Origin of the sequence: Vibrio porteresiae DSM 19223 (assembly GCF_024347055.1) — a bacterium.
Taxonomy (GTDB): domain Bacteria; phylum Pseudomonadota; class Gammaproteobacteria; order Enterobacterales; family Vibrionaceae; genus Vibrio; species Vibrio porteresiae.
The window spans coordinates 2632004-2658152 of record NZ_AP024895.1 but is presented as its reverse complement, the minus strand read 5'-3'; the positions used below and the strand labels follow the sequence as shown (position 1 = coordinate 2658152).

Sequence of the window (26149 nt, the reverse complement as noted above, 5' to 3'; positions counted from 1 at the left end):
TTAACGAGGCTTTTTATTATTCAAAACAGGTCTGGCTTATGCAGAAGCTTGTGCGCTTTCCGCTTTAGATGCGCTTTCGCCACGGCTTACACGAGTCAGTTTTGGTGCAATAAGGAAAGTAATCACAGCAATCACTGCCGTGCTGTAACCAATCTTACCAAATACATCACCGTAGATAGCTAGTGAGTCGTGTGCACTTGCGATGTCTGATGGCACAGAAGTCAAGCTCGCAACCCAGCCTGCGATAACCGCGGCTGTTGCAGAGGTTAAGAACCACATGCCCATAGCAAAGCCCATCATGCGTTGTGGAACGAGTTGAGCCACCATTGCCAGACCAAGACCAGATACTAACAATTCACCGATAGATTGGAACAAGTAGCTTAGTACTAACCAGTTAGAACTGATGATGCCTTGTTCATTCGCAAAGCCTGCACCCCAAGAGAGAACAAGGAATGACAGGGCACACAGCGCCATACCGATAGCAAACTTGAACGGCATAGATAGGCTATCACCCAGTTTACCGTACATAATCGCTAGGATTGGGCTAGCAATCATAATCCAGAATGGGTTAAGTGCTTGGAACTGTTCAGGTTCAGCTTGGAAACCAAATAGGTCATGACTTACGTTGTGAATCGCAAAGAAGTTCAATGATGTTGGCATCTGGAAGTAAAGTACAAAGAACACGATACCTTGTAGCATCAAAACAAAGGCTACAAACATCTTTTGGCGTTCAATACCAGTCATGCTCAGTGCTTCTTTAAAGTAGAAGAACAAAATAGCCAAACCAGCAATAACCAAAATACCATGCGCAAGAGTCAGGTTTTGTAGTAGGTAACTACAGATGAAGCTTGCTACTACAGCACCGATAATAACCATGAGAAGCTTAGTTTTGTTTGCTGGTGCTAAATCTGCTGGAGAACCGACAGAGTTAAGCATTTTTAGGCAAGATAGGAAGTTGACAACGGTAATCGCAAGACCAATCGCACTTACGCCGAAAGCCATGCCGTAACCCGCTTTATCAGCAACGATAGGGGTTAGGATCATAGAGATCAAAGAACCGATGTTGATTGCCATGTAGTACATAGTAAACGCACCATCTAAACGAGGGTCGTTTTCGTCATACACTTTGGCAAGAAGGCTTGATGGGTTCGCTTTGAACAGGCCATTACCAACGGTGATAAAGCCCATTGCAACGAAAATAAGTGTAGAACCACCGATGTGTCCTGATGTGGTTGATACACCTAAAAGTGCGTAACCAATCATAAGGATAATTGCGCCTAAAGTGATAGCGCGTTTGGTGCCGATGACTTTGTCACCCAACCAACCGCCAGCAGCAACAAAACCGTAGATCAATGCAGAGAATGCACCGAACAGTACGAATGACGTAGATTCATCCATACCTAAGATTTTTACAAGGTATACAGTAAGGATGGCTTGCATCCCATAAAAACCAAATCGTTCCCAGAATTCTATTGAAAAGATCAGATAGAACGACTTCGGTTGCTTGAAAATGTTCAAGTCAGACATATGAAGTTCCTGTAAGCGTCCGCTTGCGCGGTTGTGTTATGCATCAAAAGTATCGGGTAACCATTTCAAGATTGTAGAAATGAAATTCCCAACAAATTACAAAGTAATGACAACTATTTTTAGGTTGTAATAAAGAGATTTATTCGGAGTGTACGTATACAGACTAGGTAATTAAATCGCAAGTTATAAAAATTACCGAATTATGAACTGATAATAAAATTCTTTAAAATTCATCTAGTTATGTTTTTTGTTGCACACTCTTGTTGTGCGTAAACTATTTTTTCAAAAATGGAAAATACCCAATAATATGTGACTAAAATCACATGATAGTGAAAACAGAGTGACTGATTGCGCACGGGTTAAGCGGACAAAGGGTTCTCTTATTTAATGTGTCGGCGAATGTGATAGGATTGGGAAAAAAGAGTGGGGTCGTCTTATGAAACGTTGGTACTTATTGTATTGCAAGCGTGGTGAGCAATTGCGAGCAAAACTCCACCTAGAAAATCAGGGAGTAGAGTGTTATTACCCTGAGGTTGTCATAGAAAAGATTGTTCGTAGTAAGCGTCAGCAGGTTAAAGAACCATTATTTCCATCGTATGTGTTTGTTCGATTTGATTATGAACAAGGACCTACCTTTACGTCAGTGCGTTCAACTCGTGGTGTTGTGGATTTCATTCGCTTTGGGGCAATGCCCAAAGAGCTTAATAGTGATTTGATAAGTGAGCTGAAGTTGGTGGAAGAAGAACGCCTTCTAGTTGTTCAAGATGCTGGTCCACAAAAAGGTCAAGTGATTGAAGTCACTGGGGGACAATTCGCTGGTATTGAAGCGATTTATCAAGAACCAGACGGTGAAGCACGTTCTATCATGTTAATTAAATTGATTAATCAATGTGTCGAGATAAGCATCGCCAACCGTGATTTGGCAATAAAGTCCTCTTCGATTGATAGTGATTAACGTTATTGGTTAGAAAACCAAATCGTTGCATGAGAAAAATGCTCAATAACAAAAAAGGTGCCTTAGGCACCTTTTTAGTCTCTAGCCGACATCTGCTGATTAGTAGGCTTCGTGGTGGACAGCTTTCACCGCACGACCTGATGGGTCGATACAGTTTTTAAATGACTCATCCCATTCAATGGCTTTAGCGGAAGAACATGCCACAGATGGGCCGCCAGGAACACAGTGTGCAGCTGACTCAAGAGGGAAAAGCTCTTCAAAAATTTCGCGATATACATACCCTTCTTTAGTGGTTGGGGTGTTGTATGGGAAGCGGAATTTCGCTGTTTCCATTTGTTGATCAGTTACTTTTGCTTCCGCAGTAGCTTTTAAGGTATCAATCCAGTTGTAACCTACACCGTCAGAGAACTGCTCTTTTTGACGCCATGCGATAGAGGCTGGTAGATAATGTTCAAAGCATTCGCGCAGAATGTGTTTTTCCATCTTGCCGTTGCCACACATTTTGTCTTTAGGGTTTAGACGCATTGCAACATCGATAAATTCTTTGTCTAGGAATGGTACGCGACCTTCAACCCCCCAAGCAGCCAGCGATTTGTTAGCACGAGCACAGTCGAACAAGTTCAATGCAAGCAGTTTACGCACAGTTTCTTCATGGAATTCTTGAGCATTTGGTGCTTTATGGAAGTATAAGTAACCACCAAAAATCTCATCTGCACCTTCACCAGAGAGCACCATTTTGATCCCCATCGCTTTGATCTTACGTCCCATCAAGAACATAGGAGTTGATGCACGAATGGTTGTCACGTCATACGTTTCAATGTGGTAGATAACATCACGAATCGCATCTAACCCTTCTTGAATGCTGTAAGTCATTTCATGGTGAACCGTACCGATCTGTTCAGCCACTTCACGAGCCGCTTTCAAATCAGGCGCACCTTCAAGACCAATCGCGAAAGAGTGCAATTGAGGCCACCAAGCTGCTGACTTTTCATCATCTTCAATACGCATTGCAGCGTAACGTTTGGCAATGGCTGAAGTGATTGATGAGTCCAAACCACCTGAAAGTAATACACCGTAAGGTACATCAGTCATCAATTGACGTTTCACTGCTGCTTCAAGTGCTGCGGTTAACTCTTCTTTTGATGAAAGGTTGTCTTTTACTGCGTTGTATTCAAACCAATCACGTTCGTAGTAACGCTGTGGTGCTGCATCTCCAGAACGGTAGAAAGAACCTGGAGGGAATTCACTGATGGTTTTGCACACAGGAACAAGTGCTTTCATTTCTGAAGCCACATAGTAGTTACCGTGTTCATCGTAACCTTGGTACAAAGGAATGATACCAATGTGGTCACGACCTACGAGATATTCATCTTTTTCTTCATCATAAAGAACGAAAGCGAAAATGCCGTTCAGCTCTTCGAGCAGATCTGCACCTTTGTCGCGATAAAGCGCCAAAATGACTTCACAATCTGACTCTGTTTGGAAATCGTATTTGCCTGCATAACGAGCGCGAATTTCTTTGTGGTTATAGATTTCACCATTGACAGCAAGGATCAGTTTTCTATCTGGGCTGAACAGAGGTTGAGCGCCGCTATTGAGACCCACGATGGCTAGGCGTTCATGTGCGAGAATTGCTCGGTCTGATGAATAGATGCCTGACCAGTCTGGGCCACGGTGGCGAAGTTTTTTAGACATTTCTAAGGCGACAGGGCGCAACTCAGCTGCGTCACTTTTTATGTCTAGAATGCCAAAGATAGAACACATACGACTTCCTTACTTACTTGGTTTCTTCCGATGAGTTCAATTTGCCACTTTGATTAAAAAAAGCAACCAATAAATGGGTAATAATTTATATAAAACGGATAATGGTGAATGATTTTTAATAAAACAACAAATATTGTATATAAAATTTAATTAAAGGCGAAAAAACTAGCAAAAAGCGATAAAAAAGAGGTCATTGACCTCTTTTTTATTTTTCTTCAGAGAGTTAGCTAGATAGCTAATCAAAGTGAGGTTTTAGCTGCTGACAAACATGTCGCGCAAAACCTGTTCCTGCTTCGCTATAAATATTGAAAGCGGCATGAGCACCACTGGCGAGCAAATCTTCTTTTTGATCATGATACTCAGCGATTGCTGCTATTTGCCCTGCATAGTTATGTTGTTTGAGGAGTGCCAAAGCGATTTTGTTGGCTTGATTGTGTGGCATGGCAAGCAGCACCAATTTGACTCGCTCTGTATCGAGAATCCGTTCCCAAAAGTCGGGATCGGTTGCATCACCGACGATCACATTCCGTCCTTGTTCTTTGTGTTCCTGTGCTGCGTCCTCTTTAAGTTCTATGCCCAAGCAGACCTTCCCAAAGCGGGAGTGAATTTCATCGTAGGCACCAGTGCCGATACGGCCCATACCAAAGATGATCACTTGGGCATTACCTGCGCTGATTAAACGATCTTTAGGATTGAGTGCATCTGCAACCGGGGAATGAATCCAAGGTGCTGACTTTTGGTAAATCTGATTACTTTTGCGCACGATGGGAGCTGAGATAACAAAAGAGCAGGGAATAGCGATGGCCAGTGCGACCAAAATATCTGCTGGTAACCATCCTTGATGATAGGCAAGTCCTGCGACGATTAAACCAAATTCACTGTAATTTAATAGGCTTAGTGAGGCTAATAGCGTCGTGCGGGTACGAAAGTGATGGGGTCTTAACATCCAAAAGTAGAGCGCGCCTTTAAAGGGAAGTAGGAGCAAGAGCAAAAAGGCAAGCAAGCCACCAGTGACAGACAATTGCGCAGCTAAGCCAATATTGAGAAAAAAGCAGACCAAAAACAGCTCTTTTAAATTGAATAATGATTTAGAGAGTTCTGACGCTTTACCGTGTCCTGAAAGTAACATCCCTATAATGATTGCGCCCAAATCTGCTTTGAGACCAACGCTTTCAAACAATCCGCCGCCCAGCACTAAGGCAAAGAAAATACCGAACAACACCAGCATTTCACCATGGCCAACCCAATCCAACAACTTATAGAAAACTGGCCGAGCCAAAGGTAGGAGGAACAGAGCTAAGGCATAAATATCGGGGGTTTTACCCGTGGATGCGGATAGAAATATCACAGCAAAGATGTCTTGCATCACCAAAATACCAATGGCCAACATTCCATACGTGGCGTGCATTTCTCCCCTTTCTTGCAGTGACTTAACGGCAAACACGGTACTGGAGAATGAGAGTGCAAAGCCAATTAACATCAACTGATAAAAATTAAGTCCGGCTAGGCTATGTAATCCAAGATATTGGAGCGCAACGAGGGCGATAGCGAAAAACAGTGTGCAGGCCAAATTATGTAATGTGGCGCTAGCCCAAATCTCTTTGGCAAGTAACATCTTGATATCGAGCTTTAGACCGATGGAGAAGAGCAGGAGTGTCACACCTAAATCGGCCAAATTGACCAAGGTGGTATTGGCTGAATATCCAGCCGCGTGCAGTACGAAACCCGTGATTAGAAATCCTACCAAAGGCGGTAAGTGACAACGCAAAGCGATAAAACCTGCGATAAAAGCACAGGATATAAATATGAGTTCCATAGACGATGAATTCACTGTTTTACGAGAACGTTTTATCTATAGAGTAGAGTAATTTAGTAAGGGAAAGCGGCATTTTGATCCGGTTTCATCGTTTCGATTAGTGATGAAACCGGGAAGGTGTGCGGTAGCACTAGTTTTCGAGTAGTTTCTGCAGCAAAACGCCGTTAAGCATTGCGCGTTTGATCATCGCAAAGGCACTCAACGTTGGTTGTTTATCAATTTGTGACGCAACGATGGGCAGTTGGCGATGGAAGACTCGCAACGACTGATTCGCCACATTGCGGTAGATGGCTGGGAAAATAAGTTCTTGTGCTTGAGTTATCTGTCCAGCAATGACAATTTTTTGTGGATTGAATAGGTTAACGGTAATCGCAACCGCTTTGCCTAAGTAATTCCCAACTTTAATGAGGGCTTGGCTGGCTAACTCATCACCCGCTAACGCATGCTCACAAATCGTATCGATAGTGATCTTCTCTTCGTTCGCTAAAGAGGTTGGGTAACCTTGTGCAACCCGTTTTTTTACTTGGCGCACGATGGCTGGGTTGGCTGCAACGGTTTCTAGGCAGCCAAAATTGCCACATTGGCATTGTTCGCCGAGCGGATCGATTTGAATGTGACCAATTTCACCTACGTTACGGTTATGGCCTAAAAAGACTTGCCCATTAACGATAATACCGGCGCCTGCACCGCGGTGGACACTGATCAAAATGGAGTCTTGGCAATCTTGGCTGGCACCAAAATAGTGTTCAGCTAGCGCCATGCCACGGACATCATTGCCAACAAAACAAGCAACTTTGAAATAGTCGCGGACGGTATCACCAATGGCCATGGTGTCGACATCAACGTGAGGCATGTATTCAACCACGCCGCTTTCTGGGTTCACTAAGCCGGGGAGGGCAATACCAATCGCGATCAGTTGCTGGATTTGCTCTTGATTGCTATTGATAAAAACTTCGATGAATTGGATTAGACCTTCCACTAACTGGTGTTGGTCAGAATAAGGAAAGTCTTGATTTAAAGAACAAAGCTCTTTACCGCTGAGGTCATAAAGACCTAGCTGGATATAGTCACGGCCAAGACGTACCGCGACTGAGTGAAAGGGCTTGGTTTCCGTTTCTAGAGAAATAGCACGGCGTCCACCAGTGGAAGCTTGCTGTGCTACCTCTTTAATTAGACCACGTTCAAGTAATTGGCGAGTGATCTTAGTGACACTCGCTGGTGCCAGTTGACTGACATCGGCAACTTGAATTCGAGAAATGGGTCCTTGCTGATCAATTAAACGATATACTGCTGCGCTATTTAATTGTTTTACAAGATCTACGTTGCCGATTTGTCCGCCATTCATGACTAATTTTGCTCATACTTACCGTTAACTATTGTCGCTTTAACCTGAAAATCTTGATCAAAAATCGCCAGGTTGGCGACGGTATCTGGAGCGAGTTTGCCCAGTTTATGATCAAGTTTCATCGCTTTGGCAGGATAGAGTGTTGCCATCCGCAATGCTTCGTCTAAAGCGATACCTACGTGTTCAACTGCATTTTTCACCGCTTGAATCATGGTGAGCGCTGAACCGCCAAGTGTGCCATGCTCATCAACACACTTACCATCTCGGTAATATACTTTCTTGCCTACAAAAATAAAGTAATCCATTTCAGCACCTGCGGGAGCTGTGGCATCGGTCACTAATATCAGCTTATCTTGCTTGATTTTCTTAGCGATTCGGATGTTCGCGTAGTCGACATGGAACCCATCAGCGATGATGCCAGTGTATACATCTTGAGAATCATATACTGCACCTACCGCCCCTGGTTCACGACCGGTAATCGATGACATCGCATTAAATAAATGCGTTGCAAATGTCATCCCGGAGGCAAAACCAGCTCTGGCTTGTTGGTATGTGCAGTTAGTATGCCCAAGAGATACAACGATGCCCGTTTCTGCAAGCTGCTTAATATGCTTATGATCATTGACTTCAGGCGCCATGGTCACTTTGGCAATCACATCGCGGTTAGCGCAGATAGTGTCGATCATGTTTTGATCAGAGGAGCGCACGAAATCGATATTGTGAATACCTTTCTTCTCTGGATTGAGATAAGGACCTTCTAGGTGCAAACCCAGTACTTGATTGGGATGTTGCGCCATATACTGGCGAGTTTGCTCAATGGCTTGCAGCATATCCTCATCAGAAGAAGTAATAAAAGTAGGTAAGAAGCTGGTGCAGCCTGACTTGAGGTTCGCGTTATGCATGATGTTCAACGCGTTAGTTGAGATGTCATCATTAAACATCACACCGCCACAACCGTTCAGTTGTAAGTCGATAAATCCTGGAGCAATAATCGCACTGTTGACGTCAATTAGGTCAATATCTTCAGGCAACACCTCTTGAGGGCATACTTGAGTGATGGTGTCATTATTAATCACCACTGCATGCTGGGTTAATCTGTCATAGCCAGTGTAGATAATGCCGTTAATCAACGCGTACTTCATCTTCAAATCCTTAAATATCTCATAATGCTCGCTGAGACATGTCGCAAGGGGCTGATTCGCATGATCAGCTCGACGCATACCACTCAGTGTAAAACACAGCTTTTTGATTACGTGATGGTCAGAGAACGGAAATAAACTTTTTTTCCTGCACTCATCATCTCATCAACGTTATAACCTAATGTTATCAAGCAGAAAACAACTAACCAAAAAGATGTTATTAAAACGCTCATTCTTGATGGTTTTATCACCTAAATATGGGTGCTTTACCCACAATATTCCTTTTCTATCATAGCGCGAAAATATCATATTTCATAATGTAAAATAAGTTTCGACTATGTCGCCATTTGTAACATAAGTTAAGCATATTTTGGTGATTGATGTCACAAGATGTGGGGCTGATAGTTTGCCTAGTTACAGTAACTGAATACACTGGCCGTGACTAAATTGAATGACTAAAAAAAGTCACAATTCATTACACATAAAGAAGTTAAGATACGGAAATCAAACTGGAGAACAACACGTGAACGTTTTAGGTTATGCACAAAAGTTGGGTAAGGCGCTAATGTTGCCTATCGCCACTTTACCCGTTGCCGCCTTATTGCTGCGATTGGGACAAGGGGATCTTCTTGATATCCCATTTATGGCAAGTGCTGGTGGGGCTATCTTTGACAATCTTCCACTATTATTTGGTTTGGGTATTGCGGTCGGCTTATCTGTCGACGGCGCAGGTGCTGCAGGTATTGCAGGTGCCGTTGCCTACTTTGTTTTAACCGCAACAACGAAAACCATTGATAGCACGATTAATATGTCGTTCTTCGGTGGTATTTTCGCCGGTATTATTGCTGGTCACTCTTATAATGCTTTTCATAATACTCGCCTGCCAGAATGGTTAGCCTTTTTCTCTGGTAAACGTTTAGTACCTATCGTGGCAGGGGTGTTTTCGGTCATTGCTGGTGCTATTTTGGGCCAGGTTTGGCCAAGTATCCAAGCGGGTCTAGATAGCGTTGCACATGGTATCGCTAACTCTGGCTCTATTGGTGAATTTGCGTATGGTCTACTTAACCGTGCATTGATTCCAGTGGGCCTACACCATGTACTGAACTCTTATTTCTGGTTCGGGATGGGAAGCTGTCAGGAAGTGTTGGTATCCGGCGCGCATTCAATGAGTCAAGCGCTACCTTCGATTACTAAACTGTGTGTTGATCCAACCTTGGCGAAATCGTTAGTGGTTGGTCAGGAACACACTTTCCAATTTAGCAATGTCGTGACACCTGAAGTGACCGCTGTTGTGAATCAGGTTACTGAAACTGTGAAAACAGGTGACTTAAACCGCTTCTTTGGTGGCGATTTAAGTGCTGGTAAATTCATGAATGGTTTCTTCCCTGTCATGATGTTTGGTCTTCCAGGGGCAGCATTGGCGATGTATCTAGCAGCACCAGCAGAGAAACGCAGCCAAGTTGGTGGTGTGTTGTTCTCTGTGGCTTTCTGTGCATTCCTAACCGGTATTACAGAGCCGCTTGAGTTTCTGTTTGTCTTCCTAGCTCCTGCGCTTTATGCATTGCATGCGGTATTTACTGGCCTTTCTCTTGTTGTTGCGAACATGTTTGGCACACTCGATGGATTTGGTTTCTCTGCAGGCTTGATTGACTTCGTACTTAACTGGGGTTTGGCAACTAAGCCTGTCACCTTGCTGGTTATCGGTATCGTATTCTTCTTTATCTACTTTGTGACGTTCACTTTCGCGATCAAAGTATTCAAGTTGAAAACGCCTGGTCGTGAAGACGATATCGCTGTGGCTACGCAAAAATCGGCAGTAAACCAAGCGAAAGGTGGCTTAGCAAGACAGTATCTTAAAGCTCTTGGTGGCCATGAAAATTTGAGCAATATCGATGCTTGTATTACTCGTTTGCGCCTAACCGTGAACGATATGAGTGTTATTGACGAGAAAACGCTAAAAGCACTTGGTGCGATGGGGGTTGTGAAGTTGGGCAATAACAATCTTCAAGTTGTGCTAGGACCATTGGCTGAAATTGTTGCCGGTGAGATGAAATCCATTGATCCAAGTGAAGACTTGTCCAATGTGACATTGCCATAACGTGCAATCAAGCATACTATTCAGCCCTCCCTTCGGAGGGCTTTTTGTGACTGGTACGAAGGATATTCGACCAGTAACGATAAATAATCATAAGAAAGCCGCACTTTTTATTGTGCAATACTTAATAATTGTGGATCATTAGCCGCAATATTCTTTGTTCTTCACTGTTAGCCAGTTGAATTGGCCTGTGAGCACAAAGACATTTTTCACACTGACAATACTAAATAAACTAGAGGTGCTATAGATGAGTGAAGCTGAGGCTCGTCCATCGAACTTCATTCGCCAAATCATCGACAAAGATTTAGCGGATGGTAAACACAATAGCGTGCATACTCGTTTCCCACCAGAACCAAATGGTTATCTGCATATTGGGCACGCGAAATCTATCTGTTTGAACTTTGGTATTGCTCAGGACTATCAGGGACAGTGTAACCTTCGTTTTGATGACACTAACCCAGAAAAAGAAGATCTCGAATACGTTGAGTCGATTAAACAAGATGTAAAATGGTTAGGCTTTGAATGGTCTGGAGAACCTCATTACTCTTCAGATTACTTTGATAAGCTATACGAATATGCAATTGAATTGATTAAAAAAGGCTTAGCGTATGTTGAAGAGCTAAGTCCAGAGCAGATTCGTGAATACCGTGGCACTTTAACCGAGCCAGGTAAACACAGCCCATACCGTGACCGCACTGTAGAAGAAAACCTAGCGCTATTTGAAAAAATGCGTACAGGTGGCTTTGCTGAAGGTACTGCATGTCTGCGTGCAAAAATCGATATGGCTTCTTCTTTTATCGTTCTACGCGATCCAGTGTTGTACCGTGTGCGTTTTGCTGAGCATCACCAAACCGGTGACAAATGGTGCATTTACCCAATGTACGATTTCACTCACTGTATTTCTGATGCGCTGGAAGGCATTACTCACTCTCTGTGTACTCTTGAATTCCAAGACAACCGTCGTCTGTATGACTGGGTTCTAGACAATATCTCTATTGAATGTCACCCACGTCAGTACGAGTTCAGTCGTCTAAACCTTGAATACACTGTGATGTCTAAGCGTAAGCTTAACCAACTCGTGACTGAAAAATTGGTTAACGGTTGGGATGACCCACGTATGCCAACGATTTCTGGCTTACGTCGTCGTGGTTTCACTCCTGAATCTATGCGTGAGTTCTGTAAACGTATAGGTGTAACGAAGCAAGAAAACATGATCGAGTACGGCTCACTTGAATCTTGTATTCGTGATGACCTAAACGAACGTGCACCTCGCGCAATGGCTGTGCTAGATCCAGTTAAAATCGTTATCGAAAACTACGATGCCGATAAAGTTGAGATGCTAAACATTCACAATCATCCAAACAAACCAGAAATGGGCGAACGTGAAGTTCCGTTTACTCGTGAAGTTTGGATTGAACGTGAAGACTTCCGTGAAGAAGCAAACAAGAAATACAAACGTTTGGTTCTAGGTAAAGAAGTTCGTCTACGTGGCGCTTATATTATTAAAGCTGAACGCGTAGAAAAAGATGCTGAAGGCAACATCACAACTATCTACTGTACTTACGATCCAGCGACGCTAGGTGAAAACCCAGCAGACGGTCGTAAAGTGAAAGGGGTAATTCACTGGGTTTCTGTGGCGAAAGCACTTCCTGCTGAATTCCGTCTCTACGAACGCCTATTTACTGTACCAAACCCAGGTGCAGCATCTAACTTCGCAGAAACAATCAACCCAGATTCACTGCAAAAAGTTCAAGGCTTTGTTGAACCAAGTTTGGCGACTGCAAAACCAGAGTTTGGTTACCAATTTGAACGTATTGGCTACTTCTGTGCTGATAACAAAGACTCTAAAGCAGATGCTTTAGTCTTCAACCGCACTGTCGGCCTGCGTGACACTTGGGCCAAAATTGAAGCAGAATAACGTGTTGCAGTAAGAAAATGTTAAAGCCAGCGTCAATGCTGGCTTTATTTTTTTCTCAAGATTACATACGCTGTTGTAGGACAGACGGCGGTTTGAAACAAATTAGTGTGAGATTTATGCGATTATTAGTAGCTACACACATTTTTTGCGTTTGTTTCTATAGTTTTGTCCCATGATTCCGATATATTTAACAGATCTCTTTTTAATTTATCCAAGCACATAGCTGAGCCTTATATGCGTCAATTTTTTAAGCGTTTGCTATTGCCCGTTGCAGTAGCAGCCGTGACTCAGACTTCTGTTGTGAGCGCGGAGGGGATTCGTCTTCTAGGGCCATCGGGCCAAGTTCAATCTACCCCTCAGTACAACAGTGAAGTCGTACGTAACTCGCAAGCCGTCGCTGCTGAAAATCAGCCCGCCCAATTTTTTGGTCCCACAACGGCCAAAGATACGTTATGGTCGATCGCGACTCGGCTTCGTCCTTCGCCACGAGTTTCAGTTCAGCAGACGCTGCTCGCGATTTATCGTCTAAACCCTCAAGCATTTGAAAATCAGAATATCCACACCCTCATACCGGGTAGCACCTTAAGAATTCCTTCATTAGCGCAAGTGCAAAGCGCGACCACAGAAGAAGCCGTGCGCGTGATGCAAGCGCATCAAGCTCGCTTGACTAATGAAACACCTAAGCCAGAAAAAACAGACGAATCGTCAGCACCTGCAGCGCCTAATGCAGCAACTGCAACTCCAGCAAAAGTCGCGTCAACAACAGCACAAGCTACGGCCGCACCTACGGGTAAAGAAGCGGATGCTTTGCAAAAAGAGCTGAGTAGTTCGCAAACTGAGTTGCTGGCTCTGGAAGAGAAGAATCATCGCCTGCGTTTGATGCTCAGTGATGTACAAAATGAAGTGACTGGCTTGAAACAGCAGTTAGGTGATGAAAACCGTATTCGCAGTGAAGTTGAAAAGCTACTGCAAGAAGAAAAACGTAAGCGCGAAGAGGCTGCGCGCTTAGCGCCTTCAACGATGGATCGTTTGCTTTCTAATACTTGGTTGGTCGCTGGGCTAGCACTGATTCCTGGTGTTTTAATTGCGTTACTGGTGGTAATGCTACTCAACCGTCGTTCAGGTAAAAACGAAGATGAGACGCAGATCCTAGAACAGCCCATTGTCACTGAAAAACCTATCACTCTTGGCGAAGAGCCAATGGATATGGATGACGACGATCTCAAATTGGATGAAGACCTGTTTGGTGATTCAAGTGATATCAGTGAAGAAGCGTTGTTTGATGACTCAGTCACCGACAGCAAGGATGGTGATGAACTCTTCTCTGAACTCAGTGATGATGACATTGACTTCGATTTGGGTGATGAAGATGGAGAAGACCTGTTTGCCGGTATCGGTGATGACGGGGATCTTGATGCTGACCTATCTGCCTCGGCTCTGGAAGATGAACCAGCAATTGGTTTAGATGAAATGCAGCGTACGCTTGATGCCGCTGCAGATGACGCTGGTTCTGACATATTCGACCTCTCAGACGACGATAACTCTTCAATATCTCAAGATGATATCGAAGCATTACTTGCCGGTGATGGGGATGGTGAAGATTTAGACTCAGATTCGTTGGATCAATCGTTGTTAGATGAGTTACTCGCAAATGGTGAGAGTGACCCAACTGACGAAGAGGTCGATTTTGACGCTTTCCTCGATGACGATGATGCCACCACGACAGATGAACTTGATCTGGGCAAAGGAGCGTTATTAGACGAAGAGCATGACCTCGATTTGAGCGATAGCCTCGCTTCTGATGATGAGCTGGACTCACTGTTTAGCAATATAGAGTCGCAAGCCGATCTAGAAACGTTGGAAAAAGAAGCCCTTGATGAGAGTGCTTTCGCAACTACTGCGCCTGCTTCCGATGAAGAAGAGTTACTCAATAAGCTACTGGATGAACAAGTCGTTAATACCAGTGCACCGATTGTTGAAGATGACAGCGTCGCGTTATTAGATGAACTACTGCAAGACCCTGAAGAAGCAAAACATGCTGAGGAAGATGATGACTTGCTGGCAAAGTTGCAAGCGGGCGAAACCTTAGATGAATTGCTTAACGAAGAAACTGGCGATCTGGAAGAGGATTTCGATTTAGACCTCTCTGATGGTAGTACTGCGTTACTCGATGAACTTATCGATGACGATCAAGCACCTATCAATGATTTGCAGTTATCTGAAGACCCTGAACTGATTGAAATGGAGCAAGATACTCCAGCCGTTCAAAATGACGCAGAAGGGGTAGATCTGTTTGACGAGTTGCTTGAAATAGAGCAAGCAGCAGAACCTGAAAAAGATGAGCCGTTCGATAGTGAACACTTCATTGATGATCTGATTAGTAATGTACCTGAGCAAGATCCACTGTTGGGCGAGTTTGATTTCTCAGCAGAATCTGAGCCAAAAACAGCTGCCGATGATGATGGCTTTGATTTCAACCCAGAAATTGAAGGTACGGTTTCTAACGAGCCTGAGCCAGTCGCTAATGAATTTGGTGTTCCTCAAGATGATGATTGGTTAATTGACGATGAAGAATCACTTGAGCCGCTAGAAAGTGATGACGCAATCTTTGATTTGGCCGAGCAAGAGCTGCCTGAAAATGCAGATCGCGCGGGGTTAGAGCCTGTCGTGTCTGAAACTCAGCCGCAGATGGAAACACTTGAACCTCAAGTCGCGTTGGACGGGCAAGAATCAACTCCAGAACCTGAAGCTGAGCGAGAAGAAGAATCGCTTCTTGCGAATCAGACAGCTGAAGAATCGGATGATGAGTTTGCACTTGATGATTTTGATTTGAGTGATAACGAACCGGAAGAGGTTACTGAAGCCCCAGTTGAGTCATCCGAACCAGTCTCTTCTGCAGAGCCGGAAGATGAGTTTGCGTTAGACGACTTTGATCTTGGCGATGAAGAGCTACCAGAATTCACCGAAGAAGATGCACTCGCTTCGGTTTCTGAGGAGCCAGAAGAGCTAACTGAAGCACGAGCAGAATCATCCGAACCAGTCTCTTCTACAGAGCCGGAAGATGAGTTTGCGTTAGACGACTTTGATCTTGGCGATGAAGAGCTGCCAGAGTTCACTGAAGAGGATGCATTAGCATCCGTTGCGAGTGAGCCGGGTGAAGTGGTTTCAGATTCTATTGATGATGATGAATTCGAACTGGGTGACTTTGAAGTTGGCGATGAAGAGTTACCAGAATTCACTGAAGAAGATGTACTCGCTTCGGTTTCTGAGGAGCCAGAAGAGCTAACTGAAGCACCAGCAGAATCATCCGAACCAGTCTCTTCTGCAGAGCCGGAAGATGAGTTTGCGTTAGACGACTTTGATCTTGGCGATGAAGAGCTACCAGAATTCACCGAAGAAGATGCACTCGCTTCGGTTTCTGAGGAGCCAGAAGAGCTTGCTGAAGCTCCTGTAGAGTTATCAGAGCCACTCGCTTCTGCAGAGCCGGAAGATGAGTTTGCGTTAGAAGATTTTGATCTTGGCGATGAAGAGCTACCAGAATTCACCGAAGAAGATGCACTCGCTTCGGTTTCTGAGGAACCAGAAGAGCTAACTGAAGCACCAGCAGAATCATCCGAACCAGTCGCTTCTGCAGCGCCAGAAGATGAGTTTGCGTTAGACGACTTTGATCTTGGCGATGAAGAGCTACCAGAATTCACCGAAGAAGATGCACTCGCTTCGGTTTCTGAGGAGCCAGAAGAGCTTGCTGAAGCTTCTGCTGAGTTATCAGAACCAGTCGTTTCCGAAGAGCCGGAAGATGAGTTTGCGTTAGACGACTTTGATCTTGGTGATGAAGAGCTGCCAGAGTTTACTGAAGAGGATGCATTAGCATCCGTTGCGGGTGAACCGGGTGAAGTGGTTTCAGATTCGATTGGCGATGATGAATTCGAACTGGGTGACTTTGATCTTGGCGATGAAGAGCTACCAGAGTTCACTGAAGAAGATGCACTTGCTTCGGTTTCTGAGGAGCCAGAAGAGCTTGCTGAAGCTTCTGCAGAGTTATCAGAACCAGTTGTTTCCGAAGAGCCGGAAGATGAGTTTGCGTTAGAAGATTTTGATCTTGGTGATGAAGAGTTACCAGAGTTTACTGAAGAGGATGCATTAGCATCCGTTGCGAGTGAGCCTGGTGAAGTGGTTTCAGATTCGATTGACGATGATGAATTCGAACTGGGTGACTTTGAAGTTGGCGATGAAGAGCTACCAGAGTTCACTGAAGAAGATGCATTAGCATCCGTTGCGAGTGAGCCTGGTGAAGTGGTTTCAGATTCGATTGACGACGATGAATTCGAACTGGGTGACTTTGAAGTCGGCGATGATGAGTTGCCAGAATTCACCGAAGAAGATGCTTTGGCGTCTGTCTTTAGCGAACCTGCTGTTGTAGCTGATGAGAGTGAAGACGATGATTTTTCACTGGATACGGCTGACCTTGATGACCCATTGGCTGAACCAGTAGTAACAGAACCTGAGCCTGCTGAAGCTAATCCTGTTGCTCATAGTGCAAATGATATCGATAGAGAGTATCAAGAGCAGTCACTGAATAACTGGTTAGATGAAACACCAAGCGAGCAAGCACCATTCCGCTTTGATAAGCCGATTGATGCTCGTACCATCGACAGTGCCGGTATGGACATCGATGCTATGTTGGAAATGGGTGGCGAAGATTGGAATGGTTTTAATCTTACACCAGAGCAACAAGCTGAAATTCCAGATGACGTTCCAGCGGATGAAGAAGCCGTATGGAACAGCGATATTCAGAATCAGTCGCCTGACGTGGTGAAGGAAAACTGGGGCCAACAAGAAAACATCGAAAATTATGAACCGAATAAAAAGTACATGACGATCGATGAATTGATGGCTCAAGTTGAGCAAGACGATGAGCGTTTCAACCCTGATGATGAAGAGCTGAAACTGGATGTCGGTCTAAGCGAGTTCCCAGATGTGATCGGTACCATTTCTAATATTGATGTGGACTTGAACGCTGAAGCCGCTGGTAAATTGGACCTTGCCAAAATGTACGTTGAGATGAACGACAAGAAAGGTGCCATTAAACTGCTAGAAGAAGCGATTGTGGACGGGGATGACGAAATTCGTCGTCAAGCAAAACACCTCATTGATGTGCTTAATGGGCGCGCATAGAGTGATTAAAAGGCAGGAATTCCTGCCTTTTTCATTCTGTAATTAGAAATTGTGGCGAATTGATATTATACTTCCAGCCCCATTTTTAACGAGAGAACATCATGAGAATCGCTTTAGGTATTGAGTACAATGGCGCTCATTACTATGGTTGGCAGCGACAGCAGGAAGTAAAAAGTGTCCAAGAATCGTTAGAAAAGGCGCTGAGTATTGTTGCTAATCACCCGGTTGAAGTTCAGTGTGCTGGTCGTACTGATGCGGGGGTTCACGGAACGGGACAGGTTGTGCATTTTGATACAACAGCCGACCGAAAAATGGTGGCTTGGACTATGGGCGCAAATGCGAACATGCCAAAGGACATCGCACTTCGTTGGGCGAAAGAAGTGCCAGATGAATTTCATGCGCGCTTTAGTGCAACTGCACGTCGCTACCGCTATATTATTTATAATCATGCCTACCGTCCGGCTATCTTGGATAAAGGCATCAGCCATTATCACGGCGATTTAGATGCAGAAAAAATGCATATCGCTGGTCAGTATTTGCTAGGCGAAAATGATTTTACGTCGTTTCGAGCTGCTCATTGTCAATCACGCAGCCCTTGGCGTAATGTCATGCATTTAAATGTCACCAGACATGGGCATTTTGTGGTGGTTGATATTAAGGCAAATGCCTTTGTTCACCACATGGTGCGAAATATTGTTGGGAGTTTGCTCGTGGTTGGTCGCGGTGAACAACCAATAGAATGGATTCAGTGGTTATTGCAGGCAAAAGACCGTAATTTGGCAGGGGCAACTGCTAAAGCGGAAGGTCTGTATTTAGTGGAAGTGGATTATCCACAGGAGTTTGATTTACCTAAAGTTCCAGTCGGCCCGCTATTTTTGCCGGACAACTTGAACTAATTGGATAAAATTGCATCAAAAACTCCAAAGAGATATGCGTGAAGTGGTACGAAAAAATAGGTACAACCAGTTTTTTGTGCACAGTTAGCGGGTTATGTGGTTTAATCCTCACGCATTAATATTCGATTTGTATCTTTCGCGATGGTGCGGGAGAGTTATAGTAAAAGGTCTTCCATGAGTTGGCTCGAAAAGATTTTAGACAAAACCCATATTGTTAGTTCTCGCAAAGCAAACATTCCTGAAGGGGTGTGGACGAAATGTACTTCATGTGAGCAGGTTCTGTATTACGCAGAGCTCGAGCGCAATTTGGAAGTGTGTCCTAAGTGTAATCATCATATGCGTATGAAGGCTCGTCGCCGTCTAGAAACGTTTTTGGATGATAGCAGTCGCTATGAAATCGCTGCAGAACTTGAACCTCAAGATAAACTGAAGTTTAAAGACTCTAAACGCTATAAAGAACGCATTGCTGCTGCACAAAAGAGCAGTGGTGAGAAAGATGCACTGATCGCAATGAAAGGCGAAGTGATGTCTGTTCCTGTGGTGGCGTGTGCGTTTGAATTCTCTTTCATGGGCGGTTCTATGGGCTCTGTTGTTGGTGCTCGTTTCGTTCACGCCGTTGATGAAGCGATCAAACACAACTGTGGCTTAGTCTGCTTCTCTGCTAGTGGTGGTGCACGTATGCAAGAGGCGCTTATGTCTCTAATGCAAATGGCAAAAACCAGCGCAGCTTTAGAGCGTCTATCTGCAAAAGGTCTGCCTTTTATTTCCGTGCTAACTGACCCAACGATGGGTGGTGTGTCTGCAAGTTTAGCAATGCTTGGTGATATCAACATTGGTGAACCTAAAGCGCTTATTGGCTTTGCTGGTCGTCGAGTTATCGAACAAACCGTACGTGAAGATCTTCCAGAAGGTTTCCAACGTAGTGAGTTCCTATTGGAACACGGTGCTATCGATATGATCGTTGACCGTCGTGATATGCGCGCTCGTGTTGCTGGTTTACTGGCAAAAATGACGCATCACAGTTCTCCGCTAGTCACTGAAGAAGTTGCAGAAAATGAAGCTTCATATTCTGTACCAGAAGCGGACAAAAAAGGGTAAAGTAGGCACTAACTAAACCAACTGAAATATGGTTACACGTTAGATGAAACAAAACCTTATCCCTCAAGCCACATCCCCACTAGCGGTGTGGCTTGATTATTTAACTCATATTCACTCTTCTGCTATCGATCTCGGACTTGAACGTGTTTCAAAAGTGGCTGAAAAGGCGAGATTGACCAAACCTGCTCCTACGGTAATTACCGTTGCCGGAACCAATGGTAAAGGTTCAACCTGTGCGCTAATGGAAGCGATTCTTTTGGCTGCTGGATACAAGGTTGGCGTTTACAGTTCCCCTCACTTGATTCGTTATAACGAACGTATTCGTATCAATGGCCAAGAACTGGCTGATGAAAAACACACGGCTGCTTTTGCCTTCATTGAAGAACAACGTGGTGATATTTCATTAAGTCTCTTTGAATATGGTACGTTGGCGGCACTGAGAATTTTCCAAACTGAGAAAGTTGAAGTGTTGCTATTGGAAGTGGGCTTAGGTGGGCGTCTGGATGCTACCAACGTGGTTGATCATGATGTATCAATGATCACTAGCCTAGCGATTGACCATGTGGATTGGCTTGGTGATGACATCAATGTGATCGGTTTTGAAAAAGCGGGTATTTACCGTGGCGGTAAACCGGCTATTTGTGGTCAACCTAAACCGCCAGCCACCGTTGCTGCCCATGCAGATGATATCGGTGCTAAGTTCTATCAAGTTGGTATTCAGTTCGATTATGAGAAAACCTCAGATACTACTTGGCGTTGGCACAACGGCAGTTTTGACCTCGAAAACCTTCCTATTCCGACTCTACCATTACCTAATGCTGCCACTGCGTTAATGGCGTTAGGCACGTCTGGGTTGGAAATCAGTGATGTTGATATCGTTACTGGATTGAAAAATGCTCAGTTAGCTGGACGCATGCAGAAGATTCATTCTGACCCGCTCATTTTGCTTGATGTGGCTCATAACCCTCATTCAGCTCAGTATCTTGTTGATCAGATCCAAGCTCGTTATCCAAACCAGAAAGTTCATCTGGTTGTCGGTATGTTGCATGATAAAGACATCACCTCAACGATGGCAATCTTAGCTCCTGTAGTGAAACATTGGTATCCAGCATCTCTTACTGGACCACGAGCAGCGACAGCTGATGAGCTGGTGGAGAAAATTCAACCACATACAGAGCAATCTCTACAGCAATTTAATACACCGGTAGAGGCTTTTGAAGCCTCGTTGACACAAGTCTCTGCTGACGATGTCATAGTCGTCGCCGGTTCATTCCACACCGTTGGTGAGGTGCTGGAGCATTGGCAAAGTAAAGGAGAATAAATGGCGAGTAAGTTTCAAAGCCGTTTGGTAGGTACCATAGTCTTAGTTGCGCTTGGTGTGATTGTATTACCGGATGTGTTAGATGGACAAAAAACACATTACAAAGACGATGTCGCCAGCATTCCAATTAAGCCAGAGCTTGACAGTCAAGCCGAGCAGTTTGAGGTACTCAACCCGGTTGAAGACAAAGCTGCTTTGCCAAAAACGCCGGTAACGGTGACAGAAGAGCAAAGTAAAGCTCCAGCCAATAAGCCGCTCAAAACAGAAGTGAAGGATGTCCCTGATACCAACACTTATCAAGATGATGCTTGGTTGATTCAATTGATGGCTTTGAAGAATGCCGACAACGCTAAGACACTTGTAGAGGATTTACAAAAAAGAGGCTATCAGGCTCATGTGAAACAGGAAAATGGTTTTACACGAGTAATTGTTGGTCCAGATGTGTCAAAGAGTAAATTGGAGCGTCAGCTCGGTGAATTGGAAAAAATTACCGGTGCAAAAGGTCAATTGCTCAAATTTAAACCACTAAACCCATAAGAAAACGTTTGCGTCGCGCATTTTTCTGTTAAAATGCGCGCCAACTTAAGATGTAAAAACTCATGAATTGGTTAGATATCGTCATTTTAAGTGTGATCGGGCTATCCGCTTTGATCAGTTTGATTCGTGGCTTTGCTAGGGAAGCATTGTCGTTAGTGATTTGGTTTGGGGCATTTTTTATTGCTTCACAGTACTACTCCCGTTTGGCAGTGTACTTAACCAATATCCAAAATGAGACATTCCGAGATGGGGCAGCGATCGGTATTTTATTTGTTGCCACATTGATTGTCGGAGCCATTGTTAACTACGTGATAGCACAATTAGTGCAGAAGACGGGTCTATCTGGTACAGACCGAGTTTTAGGTGTGGTGTTTGGTGCGCTGCGCGGGGTTTTAATCGTTGCAGCCGCTTTAGTCTTTATTGACACGTTCACTAACTTTGCCGCAGCCGATTGGTGGCAAAATTCAGAACTCGTGCCTAAATTTAAACCGATTATAGAGCCGTTCTTTGAGCACATAATGTCATCATCAAGTTTTATGTCTGGCGCTTAACCGCGCCAGTTATTGTCGCAAATCGAGGATTAGCACATGTGTGGTATTGTTGGAATCGTGGGCACAACGCCTGTAAACCAGTCTATCTATGACGCATTAACGGTATTGCAGCATCGTGGCCAAGATGCCGCGGGTATTTGTACCATAGAAAGCAATCGTTTCCGTCTGCGCAAGGCGAACGGTTTAGTTAAGGATGTGTTCGAAGCAAGACACATGCAAAGACTACAAGGTACAGTGGGTATTGGTCATGTTCGTTACCCAACAGCAGGCAGTTCAAGCGCTTCTGAAGCTCAACCTTTCTATGTTAACTCTCCTTTCGGTATTACTCTGGCACACAACGGCAACCTCACTAATGCGAGTGAAGTTCGTCAACGCGTGTTTGATAAAGATCGTCGTCACGTCAACACCACTTCTGACTCAGAAGTTCTATTGAACGTTCTTGCTCATGAAATTGATACCGTTCGCGGCAACGTGAATGAAGATGATGTTTTTCGTGCGGTAGCTAACGTTCACCGTACTATCAAAGGTGCTTACGCGGTTGTTGCTATGATTATCGGTCACGGTATGATTGCGTTTCGTGACCCACATGGTATTCGACCTCTATGCCTTGGTAAACGTGAAGTGAACGGCCGTACCGAGTATATGGCAGCATCTGAATCTGTTGCGTTAGATGCTGTTGGTTTTGATTTCGTACGCGATATCGCACCTGGTGAAGCGGTTTACGTGACATTTGATGGTCAGCTATTTGCACAGCAATGTGCTGATAACCCACAATTGAACCCATGTATCTTCGAATTCGTCTACTTTGCTCGTCCAGACTCATTTATCGATAAAATTTCTGTTTACAGCGCTCGCGTTGAAATGGGCATTAAATTGGGTGAGCGCATTAAGACTGAATACGCTGACTTAGATATCGATGTGGTTATTCCAATTCCAGAAACTTCTAACGATATCGCATTACGTATCGCACAAGCGATCGATAAACCATACCGCCAAGGTTTCGTGAAAAACCGCTATGTTGGCCGTACGTTCATCATGCCTGGTCAACAACAACGTAAGAAATCTGTTCGTCGTAAATTGAACGCAATCCGTTCTGAATTTAAAGACAAAAACGTACTTTTGGTGGATGACTCTATCGTACGTGGTACGACTTCTGAACAGATCATTGAGATGGCTCGTGATTCTGGTGCGAAGAAAGTGTACATGGTTTCTGCAGCACCTGAAATTCGCTTCCCGAACGTGTATGGTATTGATATGCCTAGCGCAACTGAACTGATCGCACACGGTCGTGACGCAGATGCCATCTGTAAGCAGATTGGTGCTGATGCGCTGATTTTCCAAACGTTGGAAGATTTGGTTGAAGCTGTAGGTCTTGGTAACCCAGAGATTACTCAATTTGAAACGTCAGTGTTCAATGGTCAGTATGTGACAGGTGATATCAACCAAGAATACCTAGACTATCTAGAATCAATGCGTAACGATGACGCAAAAGTACAACGTGAAATTCAGCAAGACCTTGCGAGTTTAGAGTTGTACAACGAAGGCGCATAATATTGCCTTACATTAAAAATGGATAATAAGAAGGGCTTGGAGATTCCAAGCCCTTTTTATTTGCGCGTCATTTATGATGTTCGTTGTTTGAGTTCAAGCAGCCGTATTAAGTGCTTGTTAAAAAAATCTGCGCTCACATGTCGATCACTGACGATAAGCCGTCTCTCAGGCAGCGAGTAGCGAAGAGCAATAAAAAAGCAGCGCCAGTGCGCTGCTTTTTCACCATCTCTTAGAATTGATTACAGCACCATTGCTGCAATCCAGCCGAAGATAATCAAAGGCACGTTATAGTGGATAAACGTCGGTACCACGGTTTCCCAAATATGTTCATGCTGACCATCGGCGTTTAGTCCTGAAGTTGGACCTAACGTTGAGTCGGAAGCAGGAGAGCCTGCATCACCTAGCGCGGCAGCGGTGCCCACTAGAGCGATGGTTGCCATTGGTGAGAAACCAAAGGCTAAAGAGAGCGGCACGTAAATGGTCGCGATAATAGGAATGGTTGAGAAAGACGAACCGATACCCATGGTCACCAATAGACCGACAACCAGCATCAATAGTGCAGCCAGTGGTTTGTTATGACCAATACTGGTTGATAGGGCGTGAACCAATGATTCTACACCGCCAGTCTCTTTCATTACTGCCGCAAAACCTGCTGCAGAAATCATGATAAAGCCAATCATCGCCATCATGTGAACGCCTTGGGTGAACACATCGTGGGTCTCTTTCCAAGCGATAACCCCACCAAAAGTAAATACCATAAAGCCAGCCAGAGCACCGATGATCATCGAGCCTGTCACTAGCTGTACTGCTAGAGCGGCGATGATACCAAGAGCCGCGATGGCGATGTGCTTTTTATTGATGGTGATACTTTTTTGTTCTGTCGAAGTGTGCTCAGTTACTCGATATTCGCGAGGTTTACGGTAACTAAAGAATACGGCAATCAGAAGACCAACGATCATGCCCGCGCCCGGCAGCAGCATTGCGGTCGGCACTTGAGCAGCAGTGACGTTTGGTAGACCGTTATCGTGCAGGTTTTTCAACAAAATGTTGTTGAGGAAAATGCCACCAAATCCAATCGGTAACACCATATAAGGCGTAATCAAACCAAAGGTAAGTACACAAGCGATTAAACGACGATCAAGTTTCAGTTTGGCAAAGACGCCTAGCAAAGGTGGAATCAAAATAGGAATAAAGGCGATATGCACTGGGATCACGTTTTGTGAAGAGATAGCCATTAGCAACAGTGCCACCAATACACCGTATTTTAGGCCAGTCGTTGCGGCATTGTTCTCTTTACCATGCAGCTTTTTGATCACGTATTGTGCTAGCAAATCAGTAATGCCAGAGCGAGAGATAGCAACAGCAAATGTCCCTAACATGGCATAACTTAGGGCGATAGTAGCACCGCCACCAAGGCCGCTTTCAAACGCGGCAACAGAATCAGTCAGACTCATGCCTGATACCAATCCACCGACAATGGCACTAAAGGTGAGTGCCACCACTACATTGACTCGCATTAATGCTAGCAGCAGCATTATGCAGACAGAAATAACTACAGGATTCATATACTTCTCGAACGGTTGTGTCTCTTATACTCTCGAGTAATACTCAGCGAGCGACTCTCATAAAGTGGAATCACGAGACATAGTGATTATTGTTATGCGTTTTCTTCTTCGTCGTCTGCCAATAAAGGCCAGCCACCAAGTGCTTTCCATTTATTGACGATGCCACAGAACAATCGAGCGGTTTGCTCGGTATCGTAAAGGGCTGAATGTGCTTCATGATTATCGAAATCCATTCCCGCACTACGGCAAGCTTTAGCTAACACAGTTTGACCATAGGCAAGCCCCGCCAGCGTTGCTGTATCAAAGTGAGCAAATGGATGAAATGGAACGCGCTTCATCTTGCATCGTTCGCTGGCTGCCATCACAAAGTTATGATCAAAGGTCGCATTATGGGCAACGATGATGGCTCGGCTACAATCGGCGGCTTTTTGCTCTTTTCTGACCTGCTTATAGATCTCTTTCAAAGCATGCTCTTCACTGACTGCACCGCGCAGAGGGCTAAATGGATCGTAGATGCCATTAAACTCTAGTGCTGCTTTCTCGATGTTTGCGCCTTCAAACGGCTCAACGTGAAAATGAATAGTCGAGGCAGGATGGAGATCACCATGTTCGTCCATACGCAGAGTGACTGCGCATATTTCCAACAAAGCGTCAGTGTTTGCATTGAATCCGGCTGTTTCTACATCAATAACCACTGGAAAATAGCCACGAAAGCGTTTTTTCAGGGTGAGTGCTTCATCTACTTCTTTCATGTGTGCCCTAGTATGTGTGACAGGGGCAGCATTATTACAGATAATGCCGACAAGAAAAACCAAACTGAGGTTTTTAGGGGCAATTAATTGGTTTTGATTAGCAGAGTGTTTTGTAACGAGTACACTTAGGTGCCGTAAGTCTCT

General features: G+C 44.5%; 17 protein-coding genes. 10 read left to right on the top strand and 7 right to left on the bottom strand.

Annotated features, from left to right (window positions below; all coding sequences use genetic code 11):
• Positions 1-36: 36 nt before the first annotated feature.
• A complete protein-coding gene (gene dtpA, locus OCV11_RS12115) occupies positions 37-1527 on the bottom strand; it encodes a dipeptide/tripeptide permease DtpA (RefSeq protein ID WP_261893121.1) in 1491 nt (496 codons plus the stop codon).
• Between the two features lie 436 nt (positions 1528-1963).
• Here dtpA and rfaH point away from each other — a divergent pair, with 436 nt between their 5' ends.
• The gene (gene rfaH, locus OCV11_RS12110) at positions 1964-2482 is read left to right on the top strand and encodes a transcription/translation regulatory transformer protein RfaH (RefSeq protein WP_261893119.1); all 519 of its coding nucleotides are present in this window, start codon (positions 1964-1966) and stop codon (positions 2480-2482) included.
• A gap of 99 nt (positions 2483-2581) precedes the next feature.
• Here the strand turns inward: rfaH and asnB are convergent, their stop codons facing one another.
• The 4 genes from asnB to nagA all read right to left on the bottom strand — a co-directional run bounded on the left by asnB (position 2582) and on the right by nagA (position 8549).
• Positions 2582-4246, bottom strand: a complete 1665-nt coding sequence (asnB, locus tag OCV11_RS12105) for an asparagine synthase B (RefSeq protein WP_261893117.1) — start codon at positions 4244-4246, stop codon at positions 2582-2584.
• Positions 4247-4481: 235 nt separating this feature from the next.
• Complete coding sequence (locus OCV11_RS12100; protein WP_261893115.1) at positions 4482-6062, bottom strand: cation:proton antiporter family protein; 1581 nt, start codon at positions 6060-6062, stop codon at positions 4482-4484.
• 130 nt (positions 6063-6192) lie between these two features.
• Entirely contained in the window at positions 6193-7407 is a 1215-nt protein-coding gene (gene nagC, locus OCV11_RS12095; protein ID WP_261893114.1) for a DNA-binding transcriptional regulator NagC, read from the bottom strand.
• Positions 7408-7409: 2 nt separating this feature from the next.
• Positions 7410-8549, bottom strand: a complete 1140-nt coding sequence (gene nagA, locus OCV11_RS12090) for an N-acetylglucosamine-6-phosphate deacetylase (RefSeq protein WP_261893112.1) — start codon at positions 8547-8549, stop codon at positions 7410-7412.
• A gap of 520 nt (positions 8550-9069) precedes the next feature.
• On the opposite strand from nagA, the gene nagE reads away from it, so the two are divergent.
• The 9 genes from nagE (at position 9070) to purF (ending at position 23688) form a co-directional block, all read left to right on the top strand.
• Positions 9070-10644, top strand: coding sequence for an N-acetylglucosamine-specific PTS transporter subunit IIBC (nagE, locus tag OCV11_RS12085; RefSeq protein WP_261893111.1), 1575 nt, complete (start codon positions 9070-9072; stop codon positions 10642-10644).
• 244 nt (positions 10645-10888) lie between these two features.
• Positions 10889-12559 (top strand): glutamine--tRNA ligase, encoded by a 1671-nt coding sequence (gene glnS, locus OCV11_RS12080; RefSeq protein WP_261893110.1) that lies wholly within the window; start codon positions 10889-10891, stop codon positions 12557-12559.
• A 234-nt stretch (positions 12560-12793) separates the two neighbouring features.
• The gene (locus OCV11_RS12075) at positions 12794-17734 is read left to right on the top strand and encodes a FimV/HubP family polar landmark protein (protein WP_261893109.1); all 4941 of its coding nucleotides are present in this window, start codon (positions 12794-12796) and stop codon (positions 17732-17734) included.
• Between the two features lie 101 nt (positions 17735-17835).
• Positions 17836-18630 carry a tRNA pseudouridine(38-40) synthase TruA gene (gene truA / locus OCV11_RS12070; protein ID WP_261893108.1) on the top strand — a complete coding sequence of 265 codons (795 nt, stop codon included), beginning with the start codon at positions 17836-17838 and terminating at the stop codon, positions 18628-18630.
• 174 nt (positions 18631-18804) lie between these two features.
• Positions 18805-19728 (top strand): acetyl-CoA carboxylase, carboxyltransferase subunit beta, encoded by a 924-nt coding sequence (gene accD / locus OCV11_RS12065; protein ID WP_261893107.1) that lies wholly within the window; start codon positions 18805-18807, stop codon positions 19726-19728.
• A gap of 43 nt (positions 19729-19771) precedes the next feature.
• On the top strand, positions 19772-21049 hold the full coding sequence (gene folC / locus OCV11_RS12060) for a bifunctional tetrahydrofolate synthase/dihydrofolate synthase (RefSeq protein WP_261893106.1): 1278 nt from the start codon (positions 19772-19774) through the stop codon (positions 21047-21049).
• On the top strand, positions 21050-21586 hold the full coding sequence (locus OCV11_RS12055; RefSeq protein ID WP_261893105.1) for an SPOR domain-containing protein: 537 nt from the start codon (positions 21050-21052) through the stop codon (positions 21584-21586).
• 62 nt (positions 21587-21648) lie between these two features.
• Positions 21649-22137 carry a CvpA family protein gene (locus tag OCV11_RS12050; RefSeq protein WP_261893103.1) on the top strand — a complete coding sequence of 163 codons (489 nt, stop codon included), beginning with the start codon at positions 21649-21651 and terminating at the stop codon, positions 22135-22137.
• 36 nt (positions 22138-22173) lie between these two features.
• Positions 22174-23688, top strand: coding sequence for an amidophosphoribosyltransferase (gene purF, locus OCV11_RS12045; RefSeq protein ID WP_261893101.1), 1515 nt, complete (start codon positions 22174-22176; stop codon positions 23686-23688).
• Positions 23689-23927: 239 nt separating this feature from the next.
• Here the strand turns inward: purF and OCV11_RS12040 are convergent, their stop codons facing one another.
• Together OCV11_RS12040 and rnt are read right to left on the bottom strand one after the other, a co-directional pair.
• On the bottom strand, positions 23928-25253 hold the full coding sequence (locus OCV11_RS12040; RefSeq protein ID WP_261893100.1) for a Na+/H+ antiporter family protein: 1326 nt from the start codon (positions 25251-25253) through the stop codon (positions 23928-23930).
• A 92-nt stretch (positions 25254-25345) separates the two neighbouring features.
• Complete coding sequence (gene rnt / locus OCV11_RS12035) at positions 25346-26005, bottom strand: ribonuclease T (RefSeq protein WP_261893098.1); 660 nt, start codon at positions 26003-26005, stop codon at positions 25346-25348.
• Positions 26006-26149: the final 144 nt, after the last annotated feature.